This is a genomic window from Acinetobacter sp. WCHAc060033 (assembly GCF_004209125.1).
Taxonomy (GTDB): Bacteria; Pseudomonadota; Gammaproteobacteria; order Pseudomonadales; family Moraxellaceae; genus Acinetobacter; species Acinetobacter wuhouensis.
Map to the genome: position 1 here is coordinate 1 of NZ_SGSW01000040.1, position 17,424 is coordinate 17,424.

16 protein-coding genes are annotated in these 17,424 nt (G+C 38.6%); 9 read left to right on the top strand and 7 right to left on the bottom strand.

What is annotated here, in order from left to right; genetic code table 11:
- Nucleotides 1-462: 462 nt before the first annotated feature.
- From EXE10_RS15770 to EXE10_RS15795, 6 genes are all read left to right on the top strand, one after another.
- Nucleotides 463-1,362, top strand: coding sequence for a helix-turn-helix transcriptional regulator (locus tag EXE10_RS15770; RefSeq protein ID WP_130114009.1), 900 nt, complete (start codon nucleotides 463-465; stop codon nucleotides 1,360-1,362).
- Nucleotides 1,363-1,579: 217 nt separating this feature from the next.
- Nucleotides 1,580-2,416 carry a GTPase gene (locus EXE10_RS15775; RefSeq protein WP_130114010.1) on the top strand — a complete coding sequence of 279 codons (837 nt, stop codon included), beginning with the start codon at nucleotides 1,580-1,582 and terminating at the stop codon, nucleotides 2,414-2,416.
- Between the two features lie 10 nt (nucleotides 2,417-2,426).
- Nucleotides 2,427-2,915 carry a hypothetical protein gene (locus tag EXE10_RS15780; RefSeq protein WP_130114011.1) on the top strand — a complete coding sequence of 163 codons (489 nt, stop codon included), beginning with the start codon at nucleotides 2,427-2,429 and terminating at the stop codon, nucleotides 2,913-2,915.
- A gap of 69 nt (nucleotides 2,916-2,984) precedes the next feature.
- Nucleotides 2,985-4,844 (top strand): dynamin family protein, encoded by a 1,860-nt coding sequence (locus EXE10_RS15785; protein ID WP_130114012.1) that lies wholly within the window; start codon nucleotides 2,985-2,987, stop codon nucleotides 4,842-4,844.
- A gap of 11 nt (nucleotides 4,845-4,855) precedes the next feature.
- Nucleotides 4,856-6,511, top strand: coding sequence for a GTPase (locus EXE10_RS15790; protein WP_165383029.1), 1,656 nt, complete (start codon nucleotides 4,856-4,858; stop codon nucleotides 6,509-6,511).
- 4 nt (nucleotides 6,512-6,515) lie between these two features.
- Nucleotides 6,516-6,779: a YkgJ family cysteine cluster protein gene (locus EXE10_RS15795; RefSeq protein ID WP_130114014.1), complete on the top strand. Its 264-nt coding sequence runs from the start codon at nucleotides 6,516-6,518 to the stop codon at nucleotides 6,777-6,779.
- 53 nt (nucleotides 6,780-6,832) lie between these two features.
- Here the strand turns inward: EXE10_RS15795 and EXE10_RS15800 are convergent, their stop codons facing one another.
- From EXE10_RS15800 to EXE10_RS15820, 5 genes are all read right to left on the bottom strand, one after another.
- Nucleotides 6,833-7,564 carry a Fic family protein gene (locus tag EXE10_RS15800; protein WP_130114015.1) on the bottom strand — a complete coding sequence of 244 codons (732 nt, stop codon included), beginning with the start codon at nucleotides 7,562-7,564 and terminating at the stop codon, nucleotides 6,833-6,835.
- Nucleotides 7,565-7,971: 407 nt separating this feature from the next.
- Complete coding sequence (locus tag EXE10_RS15805; protein WP_130114016.1) at nucleotides 7,972-8,868, bottom strand: EamA family transporter; 897 nt, start codon at nucleotides 8,866-8,868, stop codon at nucleotides 7,972-7,974.
- Nucleotides 8,869-8,927: 59 nt separating this feature from the next.
- Entirely contained in the window at nucleotides 8,928-10,367 is a 1,440-nt protein-coding gene (locus EXE10_RS15810) for an amino acid permease (protein ID WP_130114017.1), read from the bottom strand.
- Between the two features lie 57 nt (nucleotides 10,368-10,424).
- Nucleotides 10,425-11,861, bottom strand: a complete 1,437-nt coding sequence (locus EXE10_RS15815) for an NAD(P)/FAD-dependent oxidoreductase (protein WP_130114018.1) — start codon at nucleotides 11,859-11,861, stop codon at nucleotides 10,425-10,427.
- An 11-nt stretch (nucleotides 11,862-11,872) separates the two neighbouring features.
- Entirely contained in the window at nucleotides 11,873-12,268 is a 396-nt protein-coding gene (locus EXE10_RS15820) for a nuclear transport factor 2 family protein (RefSeq protein ID WP_130114019.1), read from the bottom strand.
- Nucleotides 12,269-12,556: 288 nt separating this feature from the next.
- Between EXE10_RS15820 and EXE10_RS15825 the strand changes: the two genes are divergently transcribed.
- Nucleotides 12,557-14,050: a PLP-dependent aminotransferase family protein gene (locus tag EXE10_RS15825; RefSeq protein ID WP_130114020.1), complete on the top strand. Its 1,494-nt coding sequence runs from the start codon at nucleotides 12,557-12,559 to the stop codon at nucleotides 14,048-14,050.
- 181 nt (nucleotides 14,051-14,231) lie between these two features.
- Nucleotides 14,232-14,486 carry a TIGR03643 family protein gene (locus EXE10_RS15830; protein WP_130114021.1) on the top strand — a complete coding sequence of 85 codons (255 nt, stop codon included), beginning with the start codon at nucleotides 14,232-14,234 and terminating at the stop codon, nucleotides 14,484-14,486.
- Between the two features lie 5 nt (nucleotides 14,487-14,491).
- Here EXE10_RS15830 and EXE10_RS15835 read toward each other — a convergent pair whose 3' ends face one another.
- Both EXE10_RS15835 and EXE10_RS15840 read right to left on the bottom strand, forming a co-directional pair.
- Nucleotides 14,492-14,635, bottom strand: coding sequence for a DUF2256 domain-containing protein (locus EXE10_RS15835; protein WP_130114022.1), 144 nt, complete (start codon nucleotides 14,633-14,635; stop codon nucleotides 14,492-14,494).
- A 3-nt stretch (nucleotides 14,636-14,638) separates the two neighbouring features.
- The gene (locus EXE10_RS15840) at nucleotides 14,639-16,162 is read right to left on the bottom strand and encodes a cryptochrome/photolyase family protein (RefSeq protein ID WP_130114040.1); all 1,524 of its coding nucleotides are present in this window, start codon (nucleotides 16,160-16,162) and stop codon (nucleotides 14,639-14,641) included.
- Between the two features lie 375 nt (nucleotides 16,163-16,537).
- On the opposite strand from EXE10_RS15840, the gene nudC reads away from it, so the two are divergent.
- The gene (gene nudC, locus EXE10_RS15845) at nucleotides 16,538-17,311 is read left to right on the top strand and encodes an NAD(+) diphosphatase (RefSeq protein WP_165383030.1); all 774 of its coding nucleotides are present in this window, start codon (nucleotides 16,538-16,540) and stop codon (nucleotides 17,309-17,311) included.
- Nucleotides 17,312-17,424 lie beyond the last annotated feature (113 nt).

Below are 17,424 nucleotides of genomic sequence, written 5' to 3' on the forward strand. Positions count from 1 at the left end.
GAGTTAAACACCTACCACATCTGACACTTAAAGAAAAAAATAAAGGTTTAAACAATAATTTTTTATACATGGTGACATCTCCTGTCATTTTTATGTCCTATCTTCACTTTATTCGATTGATTAGTCATTTTGATCAAAAGTTTAAATTTAAAAGGAACTTTGAAAGGACACTAGCATGGTGATACGCCCTGATCCATTTACCAATAAGCATAAGAAGAATGCTTTATCGCGTATTTTTAAAGCATTAATACTTGGGAAAATAAAATGGGTTGAACTAAGGAAATTCTATTTAGCAATGCTGCACTTCGAACGTTATTTAGAAAGACTTAATTCTATTTAAATTGAAATTACATTAATTTTTTTGTGATTTAATGTAATTTTTTGTTTATCTGATGTGTTATATTTCAAACATATCTAAGCTTTAAAAGTTTGGTATATGTTTTAAATAATTAGAGAAAATTTATGCAGCGTGATGATTCTACTCATGAGCGTTTAGCCGACAGATTAGCCAATATTTTAACAAAGTTAAATATGGGGTATCAGTTAAGTATAAAAGAACTTGCATCAGAGTTTGGGGTAAGTACACGTACTATTTCGAGAGATTTTGATCGCCTCAATACATATTTGCCGTTGCTGCAGGATGATGAAAATAAAAGATATTACTTAGAGTCAAATTATTTAGGGAAAATTGCCCCGAAAGATATCCGTAACTTTGCACAGCTTTCAGGCATTGGTCATTTGTATCCATCATTGGATATGTCATTTCTGCGTGAACTTTTAGATAGTCGAGCACAACAGATTTATTGCGCTAAAGGTTATTCTTTTGAAGATGCAAGTCAGTTTAAAGAGTTATTTAAGATTGTTGGAAAAGCGATTCAAGAACATAGCCAAATTGGCTTTGTATATAAAGGGGAACCTAGACTGGTTCAACCTTATCGTTTAATTCATCATCACGGCAGTTGGTATTTGGCTGCAGTGCAAAAAGACCAATTGCGTACTTATCGTATTTCACATATTCAACTTATGCACCCTACGCATGAATATCCTCAATTTATTCCAGATCAAAATATTGTAAAACTTGTGGAAGATGATGACAGCATCTGGTTTGGACAGGATAAACAAGAAATTATTTTATCTATTGATAGTCAAGTTGCTTTTTATTTTAAACAGAGATCAATACTACCTGGACAGCAAATTGTAAGAGAGTTGGTGGATGGTAGTTTACTCGTATCTTCAACGATTAATCATGATATGCAGTTATTGCCTTTGATTCGATTCTGGATTCCGCATGTGGCGATTATTAGTCCAGCGCATTTACAAAATGAGTTAGAAGTGGGATTGAAAGAATATTTAGAACGGTAAGGAATAAAATAATTATGTGGAAGCCTAAACCAATGAACGTGCAATGCCCTCAATGTAAAAAAACAGGAATTTTTGCACCTAAAAGTGATGTGATTTTAAGTTTTCCACGATGTAAAAAATGTGGAACCATCATGCAAGTCGTGGGAGAAGTCACATTATTAAATTGGGTAAAACACCCTAGAAGTTGGTTTAAATAAGTAGCGTATTAGGAGATAAAATGTCAGCTTCATATTTATTAAAAGAAAGCCAAGATTTAAGGAAATATAGTCAAGATTTTCTCAATCAATCTTTGCGAAGTGAAAAGCCTGTGATTGTGACTTGGGGATTGATGAATGCAGGTAAAAGTTCATTATTAAATATGTTGACTCAACATATTGATCAAGAATTTTTTAAAACCAATGATTTTCGTGAAACCACAGAAGTCAGTGCTTATGAAGCAGATCAATACATTTACTTAGATACACCAGGATTAGATGCAAATAAAGCAGATAATTTAGAGGCACTAAAAGGTATTAAAAAGGCAGATGTTGTGCTTTTTGTACACCAGCTTCAAGGTGAATTGGAAGCAAATGAGGTTGAATTTTTAAAAGATGTTCGTACATCTTTTGGTCAATATGCAGAGAAAAATATTATTCTGATTTTGAGTAAAGTGGATAAGGAAGATCGATCGAAGGTTGATCAAATTAAAAAAAGAGTATTAGAGCAATGTGAGCAATATTTAGGTTTTCAACCACAATGCTTTCAAATTTCAAATACACTTTATCAACAAGGAATACAAAAGCATAAAGATGGTTTAGTTCGTCATAGTCATATTGAAGATTTAAAGCAATGCATTCATAGTATCATCTCGAATACGCAAGTCGTTCGTCAAGAGCGATTAAATCAAGAGAAAGCACTACTGTTAAAAAAATTGACTGAACAAAAAAAGAAGATTGAAGCGGAACATCAGGCACAACGATCATTATTAATGGATGGTTTTGTCTCATTTCAAAGAAGTTTAAAAAGTTTAAAACAATTTGTTGAGACAAAAGCTCAACAGTACAAAAATATTTAGGAGAATAATCATGCCATTACCTTGGTTAATTGGAGCGGCAGTGGTTGCTGCTGGGGCTGCGGTAGTTGCGGCATTATCAGAAGATGATAAGCCGTCAAACAACAATAATGATGATGAAGATCGCCGCCGCCGAGCCGCTGAACGTGAACGTCAAGAACGTGAGCGTAATGAAAGAAAAATATCGATTAAACAAGAGTTCGATCAGGAGGTCCAACGGACATATCAAGAGATCATTGCCTCGTTACCCAATTTGGTGACAGTGCATGGAACGAAGATCAATAATCTAACCTTGTCGAGTAATGGTTCTAATTTTTCACAACTGGAATCGAGTTCGGTAAAAAATGCAAAATATCAGTTTATTAAAGATATTTCTTTGTTTGAGCAAATTTATGGAATGAATGTTAAACCTACTGAACAAATGAAAAGCACGCTGAAACAAATGGATTTACTTCAAGATGAATTGAACCAATTAACATCAGTAATTAAAGCATTATCTTAAATTTTTATGTGCAATTCCTTAATAAAAGGAATTGCACATTTTTTAACCTAAATAAGTTTGGATTATTTTATGGACTCAGCGGTTTTGTCAATTTCTCGCCCAGAACTTTTAAACATTTTTAAAGAGTTGCAACAAAAATTTAATTTTTCCCAAGAACAAGATCAAGTTTTTAAAAGCCACTGTCATCAATTTCAGCAAAATATGGCAGGTTATTTAAAAGCATCTGAGCATGATATTTCTGAAAATAATCCATTATTTCAACAAATTGGAAAATTTAGGGGTATTCTTGAAGAAACTAATCAAAATTGGCAAAAGAAAATAACTACCCAAGATACAGGTGTACATTTTCGAGCAGGATTTAATGATTCTTTATTGGTGTTTGTGTATGGCAAAGTAAAGTCGGGTAAAAGCTCTTTGGGCAATTATATGGCTTGGGGCCATACTGATCCAACAGATCAACAAAAAAGTGAAATTCAAAAAGAGTTACAGCCTATTTATTTTTCAGGTCAAAAAACAGAAGTAAAAGGTGGTGATGCTGCCAAAGAAGCTGAAATAAAAAAAGAATTTCGGGTAGGAGCAACTGAAGCAACCAGCTCGATTCAGGGCTTTAGTCTTGATGGATTAACGTGGATTGACTCACCTGGGTTGCATTCTATTAATCAAGAAAATGGTGATTTGGCAAAAGATTATGTGGAACATGCTGATTTAATTTTATACACAATGAAATCGGATTCACCTGGGCGAGAAAGTGATTTAAATGAAATTCTAAACCTTTATCGTGCAGATAAGAAGATTATCTTACTTTTAACTGGAAGTGATGATGTTGCACATGATTGGGATGATGAAAAAGATGAAATGATTTCTACTACCGTTATGAAAGACCGACAACGTCGTTTAGATCAACAAAAATATGTTCGTTCAGCATTGGAAAAAATTTCAGAGTTGGCAGGAAAAACGAATAATATTGAAATTTTATCTTTCTCTGCACGTTATGCACAAGAGAACGAAGGTCAGGTTGATAATTTTGCTGATAGCGGCATGGGACAGTTGTTTGCAGCGCTCGGGAAAATTGCGAGAGAAGATGGTGTGAAATTGAAACATCGAACACCAATGTTGAATTTTAAAAACTTTCTGACTGATTTTATGAGTGATTTGGAAAACTATGCGCAACTTATTGTGGATTTTCAGCAGCCAATTGAAAGAATACAAAAAAGTATTCCAATTCAAATTAACGAACAAAAACGTTTGATTCAACAACAGTTGAGCCAAAAGGTGGATGCTGAATTTGAAAGTTTGACTCCATATCGTGATGATCCGATACAAATGAAGCAGGCGATTAAGAAAATAGCAGATACTTTGGCACAGCAGCAAAATGAAGCCATGATTACGGCGCAACAAACGATTTTACAACAAGTGATGAGTGATTTCGGAAGTCAGTTAACGAATGTTATACAGCATAATGCTTTATTGGATTTACCGGAATTTAAAATTGAGCAACGTACGGAACAGGTTGCAGATAGTGTAACTTCTGGGACACGTAGACGTAATGGTGGTCTTGGAGCTTTAGGTGGTGGAATAATTGGTGGGGCGATTGGAATATTAGGAGGACCTGCGGGTGTTGCGACAGGCGCAAGTATTGGTTCTACTCTCGGAGGCTGGTTGGGGGGGAAGACAGGTGATGATGCCAGTGTAAATTATCGTGAGATTACTTTAAATGTTGGAGATAATTTAATACACATTCAAAAGCAGTTTTCTGAACGATTACAAAATTCAATTCAAGTACAAATGACTGAATTTCAGAAAACCTTACTGGAAATGGCATTAAATAGTGCTGAGCATTTAGTAACGCAATTAAAAAATGAAATAAATAGTTTTCAAAAGCAATTAAATAGCATGATTTTAGAAACCGAAACTAAATTGAATGGATAATGAACACCAAAATGAATATTCAAATTAAGCAATTGTTTGCAACATATGAACAGAGCAAAGTGTTGGTGGCTGAGCATACTTATATGCAACAAGGTTTTGCTACAGTTCAAAATATGTTTGAGGATAAGAGAAATAAACCCGATGCCAATATAATGATGTATGGGGTTTATAATGCAGGAAAAAGCACGTTGATTAATGCCTTAGTTGGGAAAGAAGTCGCAGCCACGGGCGATATTCCATTAACCGACAAAGTCACGGAATATCCATGTCGAAATTATATGATTTTGGATACCCCAGGAATTGATGCGCCGAAAGAACATGAAAATGTGACGAAAGAGCAACTAGAAAAGGCCGATGCGGTAATTTTTGTGGTGAATCCTTTAGGTGTAGTGGAAGAAGCCAAAACCTTAGCGACTTTAATGGATCTCTTCGAAAATAGAAAAAAGGTTTTTCTGGTATTTAATGAAAAAAATCAGCTTAACGAAACAGATTTTATTCAACTTAAAAACCAAACACGTGCAAGACTACAAGAATTAGCCGATGAACGCCATTTAAAAAATATTTTAAAAGATATTCCAATTATTAAAATCAATGCTCAAATGGCATTGATGGGAAAATTAAAAGATAAAGAAAAATTGGTAGAGATAAGTGGGTATTTTGAATTTGAGAAACAATTAGATAAATTCATTGAAGGAATTTCTCAAGAAGATATTTATACTCGACTAGAAAATAATTTAAATTTATTTTTAACAGAAAACATCAAGCGAATTGAAGCGCAATCTAAAGATGAGATTGTGAAGCAATATGATAAGCTTGTTGCTAGTTTATTTAAAGATAAATTAGATACTCGACAAGTTTTGATAAAACGTATTGATGGAAATAAAAAAGAGTTATATGAAAATATAAAATCATGGATTTATAATGAAGTAGAAAATATAGAAAATAATATTGAAAACTGGATACTAGATAAATCTAAATTAATTGAAACTGAATTAAATGATTGCTTAACCTCATCTAGCATAAAGATTCAGGATGAGATTGAGCAGTTACAAGCAAATATACCTGCGTTTTGTCTAGATGGATTGCCTAATGATCTTAAGAAGGTGCAAATTGATCCATTTAGTCAAGAAACTTATGTACATACTGCCTCTGAAAATGATCAAGGGATTAACATTAGTAAAGAACAATTAGGGCAATTTGCAGCATCGATGAGTAAAAATATTAAGACAGAGCATGTCGTTGCTGGACTTAATTTGGTGAAGCAGTATTTACCTAATTTGATGAAAGGTATAGGGCAAAAAACTATCGAAAAATGGGCTGGGCAAATAGTTGGCAAGGCGGTACCTATTGCAGGGGCGGCACTGACGCTAGGGTTAGCTTTGCATGATATATTCAGTGATGACCCCGAGACAGAACAACTTAAACGTCATCAGGAAATTGAACAAAAGGCAAGAGAACGTAGAGATGAGCAAATTGAAGATTCGGCACTACAAATTTCGGATCAGTTTGCGACTAGTTTAGCCATCGCAATCTATTCAGTTATCGATGATTTTTTTACTCAAATCATTAATGACGTTAAGCAAATCAGTTTAGAGTTCGGAGCGCAAGATCAAGCGAATCGTAAAATTTTAGACCAGCTATTAAATCTTCAACAAGAGTTATCTTGATCAAATGACTAAACAGCAAGAGATAAAGTTTCCTTGTACAGCTTGCGGCAAGTGTTGCCGCAAGGTTAATCTAAGTCTCCAGACGCAATTTTTAGATCGAGGGGATTCAGTATGTCGTTATTTGAATGAGCAAACTAATTTATGTAACATCTATGAAAATAGACCCATTGTTTGTCGCATTGAAGATTACTATAGAACCTATCTATCAGATCAAATTGAATGGATTGATTTTATTGAGATTAATGAGAGTATTTGTAATAAACTATAAGTTTAATATTTATTTTTAAATTGATATCTTAACATTTATGGCGAATATTATTCTCAAATTCCTAAAACAGTTTGATATGGTTTAAACCCTTCCAAAACAGCTTCGGTAACCAATTGAATAAAAGCTTCAGTTCTTCCATAAGCCATCCATTGATCTAAAGCTTCGTAGTAGGCTAAGCGATTTTCAACAGTGATAACACATGGTGGATAACCCGCTTTAAGTAATTCGAGATTCATCAATAGACGTGATGTTCGTCCATTACCATCAATGAATGGATGGATACCTACAAAATCCGCATGTACTTTAGCAGCACGTTCGATTGGATGAAGCTTGTATGCTTCTGTATTGTACCAATCGATTAACTGGGCCATCTTGTCATTTAGCAGTGTATAGTCTGGTGGCGTAGTTGTAGCACCTGAAATTAAAACATTTTGTTGACGATAGCGACCTGCATTTTCATCATCAATATTTTTTAAAATGAGTTGGTGGATGTTTCGAATCTGCCATTCAGAGAATGGTTCTTCTTTACGAATAATATCTTCAACATAGTAAATGGCATTTCTATGGTTGATTGCCTCGAAATGTTCTCGTAATGCTTTGCCACCAACAGTAATACCTTCTAGAACAACTTTTGTTTCAAGTAAGGTAAGTGTATTGCCTTCGATCGCATTCGAGTGATATGTCCAACGGACAATAAGGTCTTCTTGTAGATTTTTTACAATTGTATGGGAAAGAGGACGATGCTGATCTAATTTTGTCTTCAAATCGTCAATAGTTTCAAACATGACCTTATCCCTGAGTGTATTGGAATGAATGATACATGAAAAAGAAATAGCAAAAAATGTAATAATATATTGTAACATTTTATTTCAGTGAAATATGTTAAAATGCGTGCATGAGTTCTAATCCTAAATATGTATTTGAACAAAATTAGTTTTCGTATTCAATGCACTAAATCTAACTTGGGTACAAAATGGGTAAAGAATTTTTTAAATAGTAGAAAAATTTATTTAAATTAGAAGTTTAGGTTTTGAGTTAAATTGACGCCATCTCTGTAAGTTCTGAAATTTTACCTATTACTATACTAAGATGAGTCTCAAAAGGACTGGATTAACTCGAATGAATGGCTGTTCAGAATAAGGCTTAATCTTTTGATTAAGCCTTTGATTGTATGTGGGAAAATTATAATTATTTAAGTGTTTGATGCTCTTTGCATTAACAATAGAGTTTGAATTTTTTGCCCTAATAAATGCACCATTAAACCCAGCATAACAATACAAGAACCCAACCACTGCAAAGTATTTAATTGCTCATCTAAAAATAAATAGGCAAAAATCATACTTATAACAGGTACCCAGAGTGACAGTGGGCTAATTTTAGCAGCAGGGTAACGTGTCAGTAGGTAGATCCATAAGCCATATCCGACAATGGTGGCAAAGTAAGCGAGAAATGCTGCAGCACCAAATCCTTTCCATGTCAGCGCATGCCAATCAGCTATGACGCCTTGCCAGCCAATATTTTGTACAGCTAAAAGTAAAAACCATAAAGGGGTAAGAATATTGCCCCATACGACCAGACCAATTGGGTTAACAGGCCCCATTTTTTTGACTACGATATTGCCACAGGCCCATGAAATTGCAGAGCATAAAACGAATGCCAATCCCATTAATGGGACATGACTATGTTGTTGACCGAATGCAATCAGCATTAAGCCCATAAAGGCAATTGCTATGGCCAACCACTGGTTCCAGAAGGCTTGTTCACGTAATAAAAAGGCTGCAATCATGACAGTAAAAAATGCTTGGGATTGCACCACCAAAGCGACTAAGCCTGTAGGCATTCCAGTCGCAATTGCACTGAACATAAATGCAAATTGAGAAAAGTTACTAATAAATCCATAAAGTAATAACCATTTCCATCCTACGCTTGGAATACGGATGAAAAAGAGGGCAGGCAATGAAACCAATAGATAGCGTAAACATCCGAGTAACATAGGATGTATCTCACTGACCCCAACTTTCATAAAATAAAAGTTAATACCCCAAATGAACACCACTGCAAAGGCAGCAAGTTTATCTTTAAATAGCATAGGTAATTTCCTAAAGACGAGGATGACCTGTACTTGGTACAGGTCATTGTGTTTGAGGATTAAATTTTGGTTTGTTTAGTAGGAATGAGTGTATTAAGTTGAGAGCTTTGATGACGTAATTTAATCAGCTCTACATAATCTCGAATAATAAAAATACAGAATAGAATGCCGGCACTTGCGATACCAAACCAGAATGCTTTTTGAAGACTTGGAAGGAAGGCCATTGCAGCAAAGATTGAAAGCATTCCGATGATTGCAAAATAACTCAGGTAAGGGAAACACCACATACGAACTTTTAAGCGTTCTGGTGCAACACGTTGTAAGTGGCGACGCAAACGAATTTGAGAGAAAGCAATCACGATATAGACGAATAAGGCTACTGTTCCATAAGATTCGACCAAGAAAGGGAATACAGCATCTGGTGAAAAGTATGAAGCTAAAATTGATAGATAACCAAACAACGTGCTGAATAGAATTGCACGAATTGGAACGCCATTTTTTGAAAGTTTGGTTAAGCTACGAGGTGCATCACCATTTTGGGTTAAAGCAAATAACATACGACTTGCAGCATAAACACCAGAATTTAAGCAACTAAGCACCGCTACAAGAATGACGACATTTATAATGTCTGCAACAAACGGAATATTAAGAACTTTTAGCGCACTTACATAAGGTGTTGCAATTTCTGGACTGTTCCAAGGGACGATACATACCACTAATAAAATCGAGCAAACATAGAAAATCAGGACACGTGAAATTACAGATTGAGTTGCTTTGGCAACAGATTTTTCGGGGTCTTTGGTTTCTGCAGCAGCAATCGTAACGATCTCAGCACCAAAGTAAAATCCAGTTGCGGCAACAGCACCCGATAAGACTGGTCCCCAACCATTTGGCATAAAACCACCATGATTTAACAATTCACCAAATCCAGCAGCTTGATGGTTTGGCCAAAGTCCGAACATATATAAAGTGCAAAGGAAAATGAAAAGACCAATCGCAGCAACTTTAATAGATGAGAACCAAAACTCGAATTCACCAAAGGATTTGACTGAGAATAAGTTCGTTGCTGTTAATAGGGCGAGTAAAACCAGACTGACGATCCATTGTGGTGTATCAGGTAACCAATAAGCAAAGAGTTTTGCACCGACAATCGCTTCTAATGCAATCACGATGACCCAGAAATACCAATACATCCATCCCGTCATGAAGCCTGCGAGTCGAGATAAATAAGGCGAATCTTGGAAAGCATGGCGTGCATATGCATAGAAGGAGCCTGATACAGGAGAGGCTGTTGCTAATTCACCCAGCATCCGCATGACTAAAATAATCAATACTCCCGTAATCAGGAAGGACAAAATTGCGGCTGGACCTGCGGATTGGATGACCACAGAACTACCTACAAACAGCCCCATTCCAATCACACCACCGAGTGCCATCATTTGAACATGGCGTGGTTTTAATGCACTTTTTAAATTTTGACTTGAATCTGTATCATACATGGTGGATTCCCTCTTATATTTTTATAACCGAATCATTAAAGATGGTTGAATGTGTGCTTAAAGCACTTCATCTCTTAAGTGGTACCAGCGATATAAAAATGCTTGCCCGAGCCGACGAAAAGGCCGAAACAGATGTGAAGGCAAAGGTGATTGATAAATCGGTAGGTCAAACTGAGGGCGTTGTATTCCCATTACACGTTCTGCTAGGCGGCGTCCTGCCATTGCAGAGAAAGACACTCCATTTCCACCATAACCAATAGCGTAATAAATGCTTTCGTCAGGATTAGGTTGTACGACACGAGGCATCATGTCATGACTTACATCGACCCAACCCCACCAAGAATAAGCAATAGGTATGCCACGTAGACTTGGGAATTTTCGGTAAAGTCCCTCTTTTAAGCGTTCAAGATGTACGGGATTATCTGCATCAGCGCCAGTTAAAGAACTTCGACTGCCGCATTGCATCGATCCGTCAGGGAGTAAACGATAATAATGACGCAATGTTCGAGTATCTGTAATAAAGGTGGTGCTGTGTAAGCCTGCCTCAGCTCGTTCCGCTGCAGTTAAAGGACGCGTCACAATAGAGTTGGATAAAATCGGCATGATTTTTCCAGAAAGATGTGGGTGTAAACCATTAGGCGTATAGCCACCAGTTGCAACAGCCACACGTTTCGCTTTGACAATGCCATTTGGGGTACGTAAATAATGGATGTCATTGCGTGTTTCCCAACCAAGCACTGGACTTGACGTGTGTACTTTGGCCCCAGCAGCACGGGCACGCTTTAAATATCCAAAAGCTAGTTTTAAGGGGTGTACGCCAACACCATCAGGTTCCAGCAAAGCACCTGCAGCTTCCTGATCCGCAACATATTCCTCATGTAGTTGTTCACGGCTCAACATACGAGTTTGATAGCCAAACACCTCTTTCATGACTTGGCCTTCATTTTCAAGGAAAGCCATTTTTTTTGCGCGATGAGCAATATAAAGATGTCCACCATCTTGAGCATCACATTCAATGCCGCTCACAAGGTCTTTAAAGTAATCAAAACCTTCCCGAATTTCAGCATCGAGACGTTTGGCGGTGTCTAATCCCCATTTTTCAATCCATTGGGATCGGTATAAACGACCCGAGGCATTTTGACCTTGTCCACCGTTACGGCTGGTACAGCCCCACGCGGTACGGTTTGCTTCAAGGACAAGTGGAGCGGCACCAAATTGTTCAGCCAGCGTAAGTGCTGTAGATAACCCAGTGAAGCCTCCACCGATAATCACGATGTCCGCTTCGGTGTCACCCATTAATGGACCATCATCTTCAGGTGGTGTACCTGCTGTGCCGACCCAATAAGTTGGCGCATAATTTTCATTTCCCTGTAGGACAGGAGAGGTTAATGGGTCAAACTGTGCGTCGTAACTTTTAAAACTATGTGGCGGTATAGATTTATGCAGTTCTAAGTGTTCGCGAAATGAACTTGCATGTTGAACAGATTGATTCATTGAATGACTCCTTACGCGATTGCTTGAACAGGTCTATTTTTACGGAATGCATTTTTGACGAGAATTTTTCCATCTTTAAATGTAAAGACATCAACCATATTGGCTTCAATCCAGCCACCATCAGCAGTTGTCGCAGTAAAGGTTGTTTCTGAAATACCAAATTCAGCGTTATCACTGATCCAGTGTTTACCGTTTCGCCACTGAGCATCTGGAAAACTTTTGAAGGTATTGCTAAATGCTTGACGAACAGCATCTAAGCCTTCAATTCGGGTTCCATGAACATCCTCACCAGCTACAGTTTCAAAACGACATTCTGGATGCATGCATGCCATGAGTTGTTCGACATCATGTTGATTCCATGCTGCAGAAAAATCTGTAAGTAGTTGGATTAATTGTGATTTTTGCATTTCTTCGCTCCAAAATAAGGGTTCTATATGCTGATGAAATGAATGTACGGAAATAGGAGGATATGGCGTAGTACCAGATTTGAAGTTTTGATGGAGCCAGTATTATTTGTTGTTAACTAACTGATTTAATATATTATTTATTTTATATAAGGCTGGAATGACTTTTGCTTTACATTAAATGAGTCCAGTTTTGGCATAAATATGGACTAAAAGCATGATCTACGCACCAGTTTGAATAGCAAGGCATCAAAATGGATCTCAAAAATGCACAGATATAAGGATTGATTAGTGAGTACAGCGATTTCATCTACTGTTTGGCAAGCATTGTTTTCTAAAACTGCGCAAAGTGGTTTGAATTTACAGGGTAGAATTTGTCGTATGATGTTTTCTGCTTTAGTGCAGGGGTATTTAAAGCCAGGTATGGCTGTCCCTTCTAGCCGAGATTTAGCTGATCAACTAGGTGTTGGTAGAAATACGGTCACAATTGCATATCAACAATTGGTCGCTGAGCGAATTTTGGAATCCAAACAGCGGAGTGGACATTTTGTCTGTTTAAATTTCCAGATTGATAGTAGTGAGAGTAAAACCATTCGGACTACGTCAAAAGCGACGACTTGGGGGACTCGCTTTTGTATAAGACCTTCAGCACAAAGGCATTTGACGAAACCAAGTGATTGGATGAATTATTCCTATCCCTTTATTTACGGTCAGCCAGATGCGGAAAGCTTTCCTGCTACAGCTTGGCGGGAATGTGCATTACGTGCCTTATCTGCAAAAGACGCCTCGATATGGTCACGAGATATGACTCAACAGGGGGACGATGCCTATCTCATCAATGCAATCTGTCAGCATATTCTGCCTACAAGAGGCATCATGGCTCAAGAGAATGAAATTTTACTGACCGTGGGAAGCCAGCATGGCTTATATATGTTGGCAACGTTATTAATGCGGCAGAATCATGTGGTCGGTGTTGAGGAACCTGGTTATCCAGATGCGCGTAATATATTTATGTTACAGACTCAGAATATTGTTCCTTTAGCCGTAGATCATGAGGGGGTAACTTTAACTCGAGTAAATGAGTGTGATTACTTATTTGTTACTCCAAGGCGGCAATGCCCTACAGGTGTAACGTTGTCACCACAGCGCCGACAAAATTTATTGCAGTTAGCAGAACAAAACGACAGCATTATTATTGAAGATGAATATGACGCCCAAGTGTTGGTGCAGAATACGACGATTCCAGCGTTAAAAAGTTTAGACCGACATGGACGAGTCATTTATCTTGGAAGTCTATCTAAGCCATTGGCACCTGGGTTACGACTAGGATATATCGTTGCTGCACCTGAATTAATACAAGAATTGCGACATTTACGCCGCCTGATGTTGCGACATCCAAATGTGTTTAATCAACGTGTCTTTGCTTTGTTTATTGATCAAGGCTATTACCATAGTATGTTACGCCGTCAGTACCAATTACACCGACAACGCGGTGAAATACTCAATAAAGCTTTAAAACAATATCTTCCGACTTGGAAACCTTATGCTATGAATGGTGGTTCCGCATGTTGGGTTGATACTGCAGCAGAAATTGATACTACTGTTCTTACTCACTATGCTGCAAATTCGGGTGTATTGATTGAATCTGGGCATTCTTTCTTTTTAGATTTCGATAAGCAGAAGCATTTTCTACGTTTAGGTCTGGGTTCAATCAGCGCTGATCTAATTAATAAAGGTGTTTTTAACTTGGCGAGGGCGGTTGAAGAGTATTATTTATACAACTAAATACATACGTACTAATTAGTAAGGAGGGAGGGTGGTGGTAGTCTAGTCTTTAGAATTGGCAAATCACAAAAAATTCATGATCGTATTGTTATGCTTTTAGTCATATTAAAGTTAAATCAAGTTATGTAAATGAGTTTATAAGGCTTATTGAAGTTTCATGGTGATTAAAAATGAGAATGGCATGAATCAATTTTCTGAAGAAGACTTATCCAGAATTATCGAAATGGCTTGGGAAGATCGAACCCCATTTGAAGCCATTCAACGTGAATTCGGTTTGAATGAAGCGGCGGTAATCCGCTTGATGCGGCAAAATATGAAATCCAGTAGTTTTAAAATGTGGCGTGAACGCGTGACCGGTCGAAAAACCAAGCATCTGCAGCTGCGTTCACCCGATGTAATACGGGCCTATTGTTCACGGCAATACAAGCGTTTCTAAACGTTTTATTTTGACCGCTGTCTGGACTCACTTTTACATCGTTCAGAACAGTATCGTACTTCCTCCCAGCAGCGGTGCCATTTCTTGCGCCAAGTAAAAGGGCGCAAACAGTGTATACACATTTTTTCAGGGAGATGCTGTTTTTTCATCGTTTATAACTCATTGATCTGGCTAAGAAGTTGCTGGGCATGGCTGATAATCTGATGCCGATCTTTAAGTTTATCTAGTTGTCGATAGATCATGCCCATACGTGGATGAGTACGAAATTTCGCCTCATTCCGGATCATGAAATACCAGTACAGGCTATTGAACGGACAGCTATCTAGCTCGGTGCGAGTTTTGACATTGTAGCTACAGTGCTTACAGTAATCGGACATCTTATGGATGTAATTGCCCGAGGACGCATAGGGTTTGCTGGCCATCAAGCCGCTGTCGGCATGCATCACCATACCCAGCGTGTTCGGTAGTTCTACCCATTCATAGGCATCGGCATAGACTGCCAGATACCACTCGCTGATCTGCTGCGGGTCTACACCAGTTAATAAGGCAAAATTTCCAGTCACCATCAAACGCTGGATATGATGCGCATAGGCATGCTGAAAAGTATTACGGAAACACTCAGCCATACAGTTCATCCGAGTGCGGCCAGTCCAGTAAAATTGTGGCAATGGTGCTGAGTGTTGCAGTGCATTGCGGCTGGCATATTCTGGCATGTATAGCCAGTAAATTCCGCGAACATATTCGCGCCAGCCGAGAATCTGTCGGATAAAACCTTCCACTGCATTCAGTGGTGCATGACCGGCATGGTATGCAGCTTCTGCCGCATCACAGACTTCTTTAGGTAGTAGCAGTCCACAGTTCAGATAAGGTGAGAGCAGGCTGTGAAACAGAATGTCTGAGTCTTGAACCATGGCATCTTGATAATCGCCAAAATGTGGCAAACTGTGGGTAATGAAATGCTCCAGTGCAAGCAGAGCATTGCTGCGCGTGGTAGCCCAGCGGAAGTTGTCAAGGCTGCCAGGGTGATGGGAAAACTCGCGTTCAACTAGTGCCAGCACATCTAGATCAATCTGATCGTGTTCAAAGTGAAGTGGTGTAGGTAAAGGGGGATTGCCAGCCCAGGCCTTACGATTGGCGCTGTCATAGTTCCACTGTTCTCCAAACGGCAGCTGTCCTTGCATCAAGTAACCGGTCTGCTTGCGCATTTCCCGATAAAAATATTCCATACGCAGTGTCTGGTAGCGGCTGGCCCAGTGCCGGAACTGCTCCGGATTACAGAAAAAACGTTCATCATTCAGGCATTGTACTGGCAACTGCAGCTGCTGGCTCCAATACTGTTCAATCTGCTGCTGTAAACGATATTCCCCGCAGTGCGTAATGACCAGTTCTGTGACTGGTAAGAGTTGCTGCTGTGACTCTACGAAATCTAGCAGGCTACGGATCGGACTATCAGATTTAAAAGCATGGTAACGTACACGCCAGCCTTCTGCTTTGAGTTCTTTGGCAAAATGACGCATGGCGCTAAAAATCAGGGCAATTTTCTGCGGATGATTGGCGACATAAGTGGCTTCCTCAACAACTTCGGCCATCAGGATCACATCCCTGCTACGATCTAGTGCTTTGAGCGTAGCAAGCTGATGATGAAGCTGGTCACCCAGAATTAAACCGAAACGCATAGCCATTCCAGAACCTATGAAAGATAGCGCAGTGTAAGTCAAGACAGTTCAATTTTTTGTGAAAATAAAGATCATGCTGCGTGTTGAATCAATCCAACTCGACCAGATGACATCGCACAGAAATCATGAGTACTGCTATAACAAAATATTCATCCCTTCAATACTAAAGCCAGTTGATGAAACTCGCTTTACATCATTTCTTAATACATGAGTAGTGTGAAAATTATGTGATTTTAATCAAAAAGATACAAATTATTATGGTTGTAATTCAAGTAGCTCACGCCTAGTATCTGGCTTGAAGTTACTCCATGTGAGCTTCCTTAGTTTTGTCCCATACACCCCTCTGTATGGGATTTTTTTAATCAGGGAATTGTCATGAGCATGCATTCAAAAGCGTATATTTTTAGACAGCAGCAATTACTGGTGGATGAGCATTTTCAGTTGCCGCAGGTAGAAAAACTGCAGCACGACCTGAACCTGTCGGAAAATGGCGAGATCATTGCCCGTGATCTGAAAGAAGATGAACTGGTGCCGGAAGGTTATCAGCTGGTGCCGATCAGACAATTGGTGCAAGTCTGGAGCAGACCACAGTTTGAACAGGCCAGCCGTGCGGTACAGTTACTGGAATGGCGCCGTAATCATCGCTTTTGCAGTAAATGTGGTCATGCCACCCAGCAGCATGCCACCCAGTATGCCATGATCTGTCCATCCTGTAGCTATAACCAATATCCGCGGGTGAATCCCTGTGTCATTACTATCATTACCCGAGGTACAGATGAAATTCTGCTGGCAAAAAATGCCCGCAATAAAACCCAAATGTACAGCCTGATTGCAGGCTTTGTTGAAGTTGGAGAAACCCTAGAAGAGGCAGTACGCCGTGAAACGCTGGAAGAAGTGGGGCTGCAAATCAAAAATATTCAATATCTAGCCAGTCAGCCATGGCCGTTTCCCAGCAATCTGATGATGGCCTTCAAGGCAGAATATCACGGAGGGAAAATTCAGATTCAAGAAAATGAACTCAGCGATGCGCAATTTTTTAAATTTGATCAGTTACCCGAGATTCCGTTCAAGGGCAGTATCGCCTATACCATGATTCAGCATGTGATATATGGAACGCCTGTTGCAGATGACAGCAAAGAATGGCTTTGAAAAAGTAATTCTGTTTGGGTCTCTCAAATAAACTGCAATAATGCCCTAGGCAGTGAATAATCAGATGGCATTTCCTGATCTGGAGTAACTGAATCGTATCATTTGATCTTCAC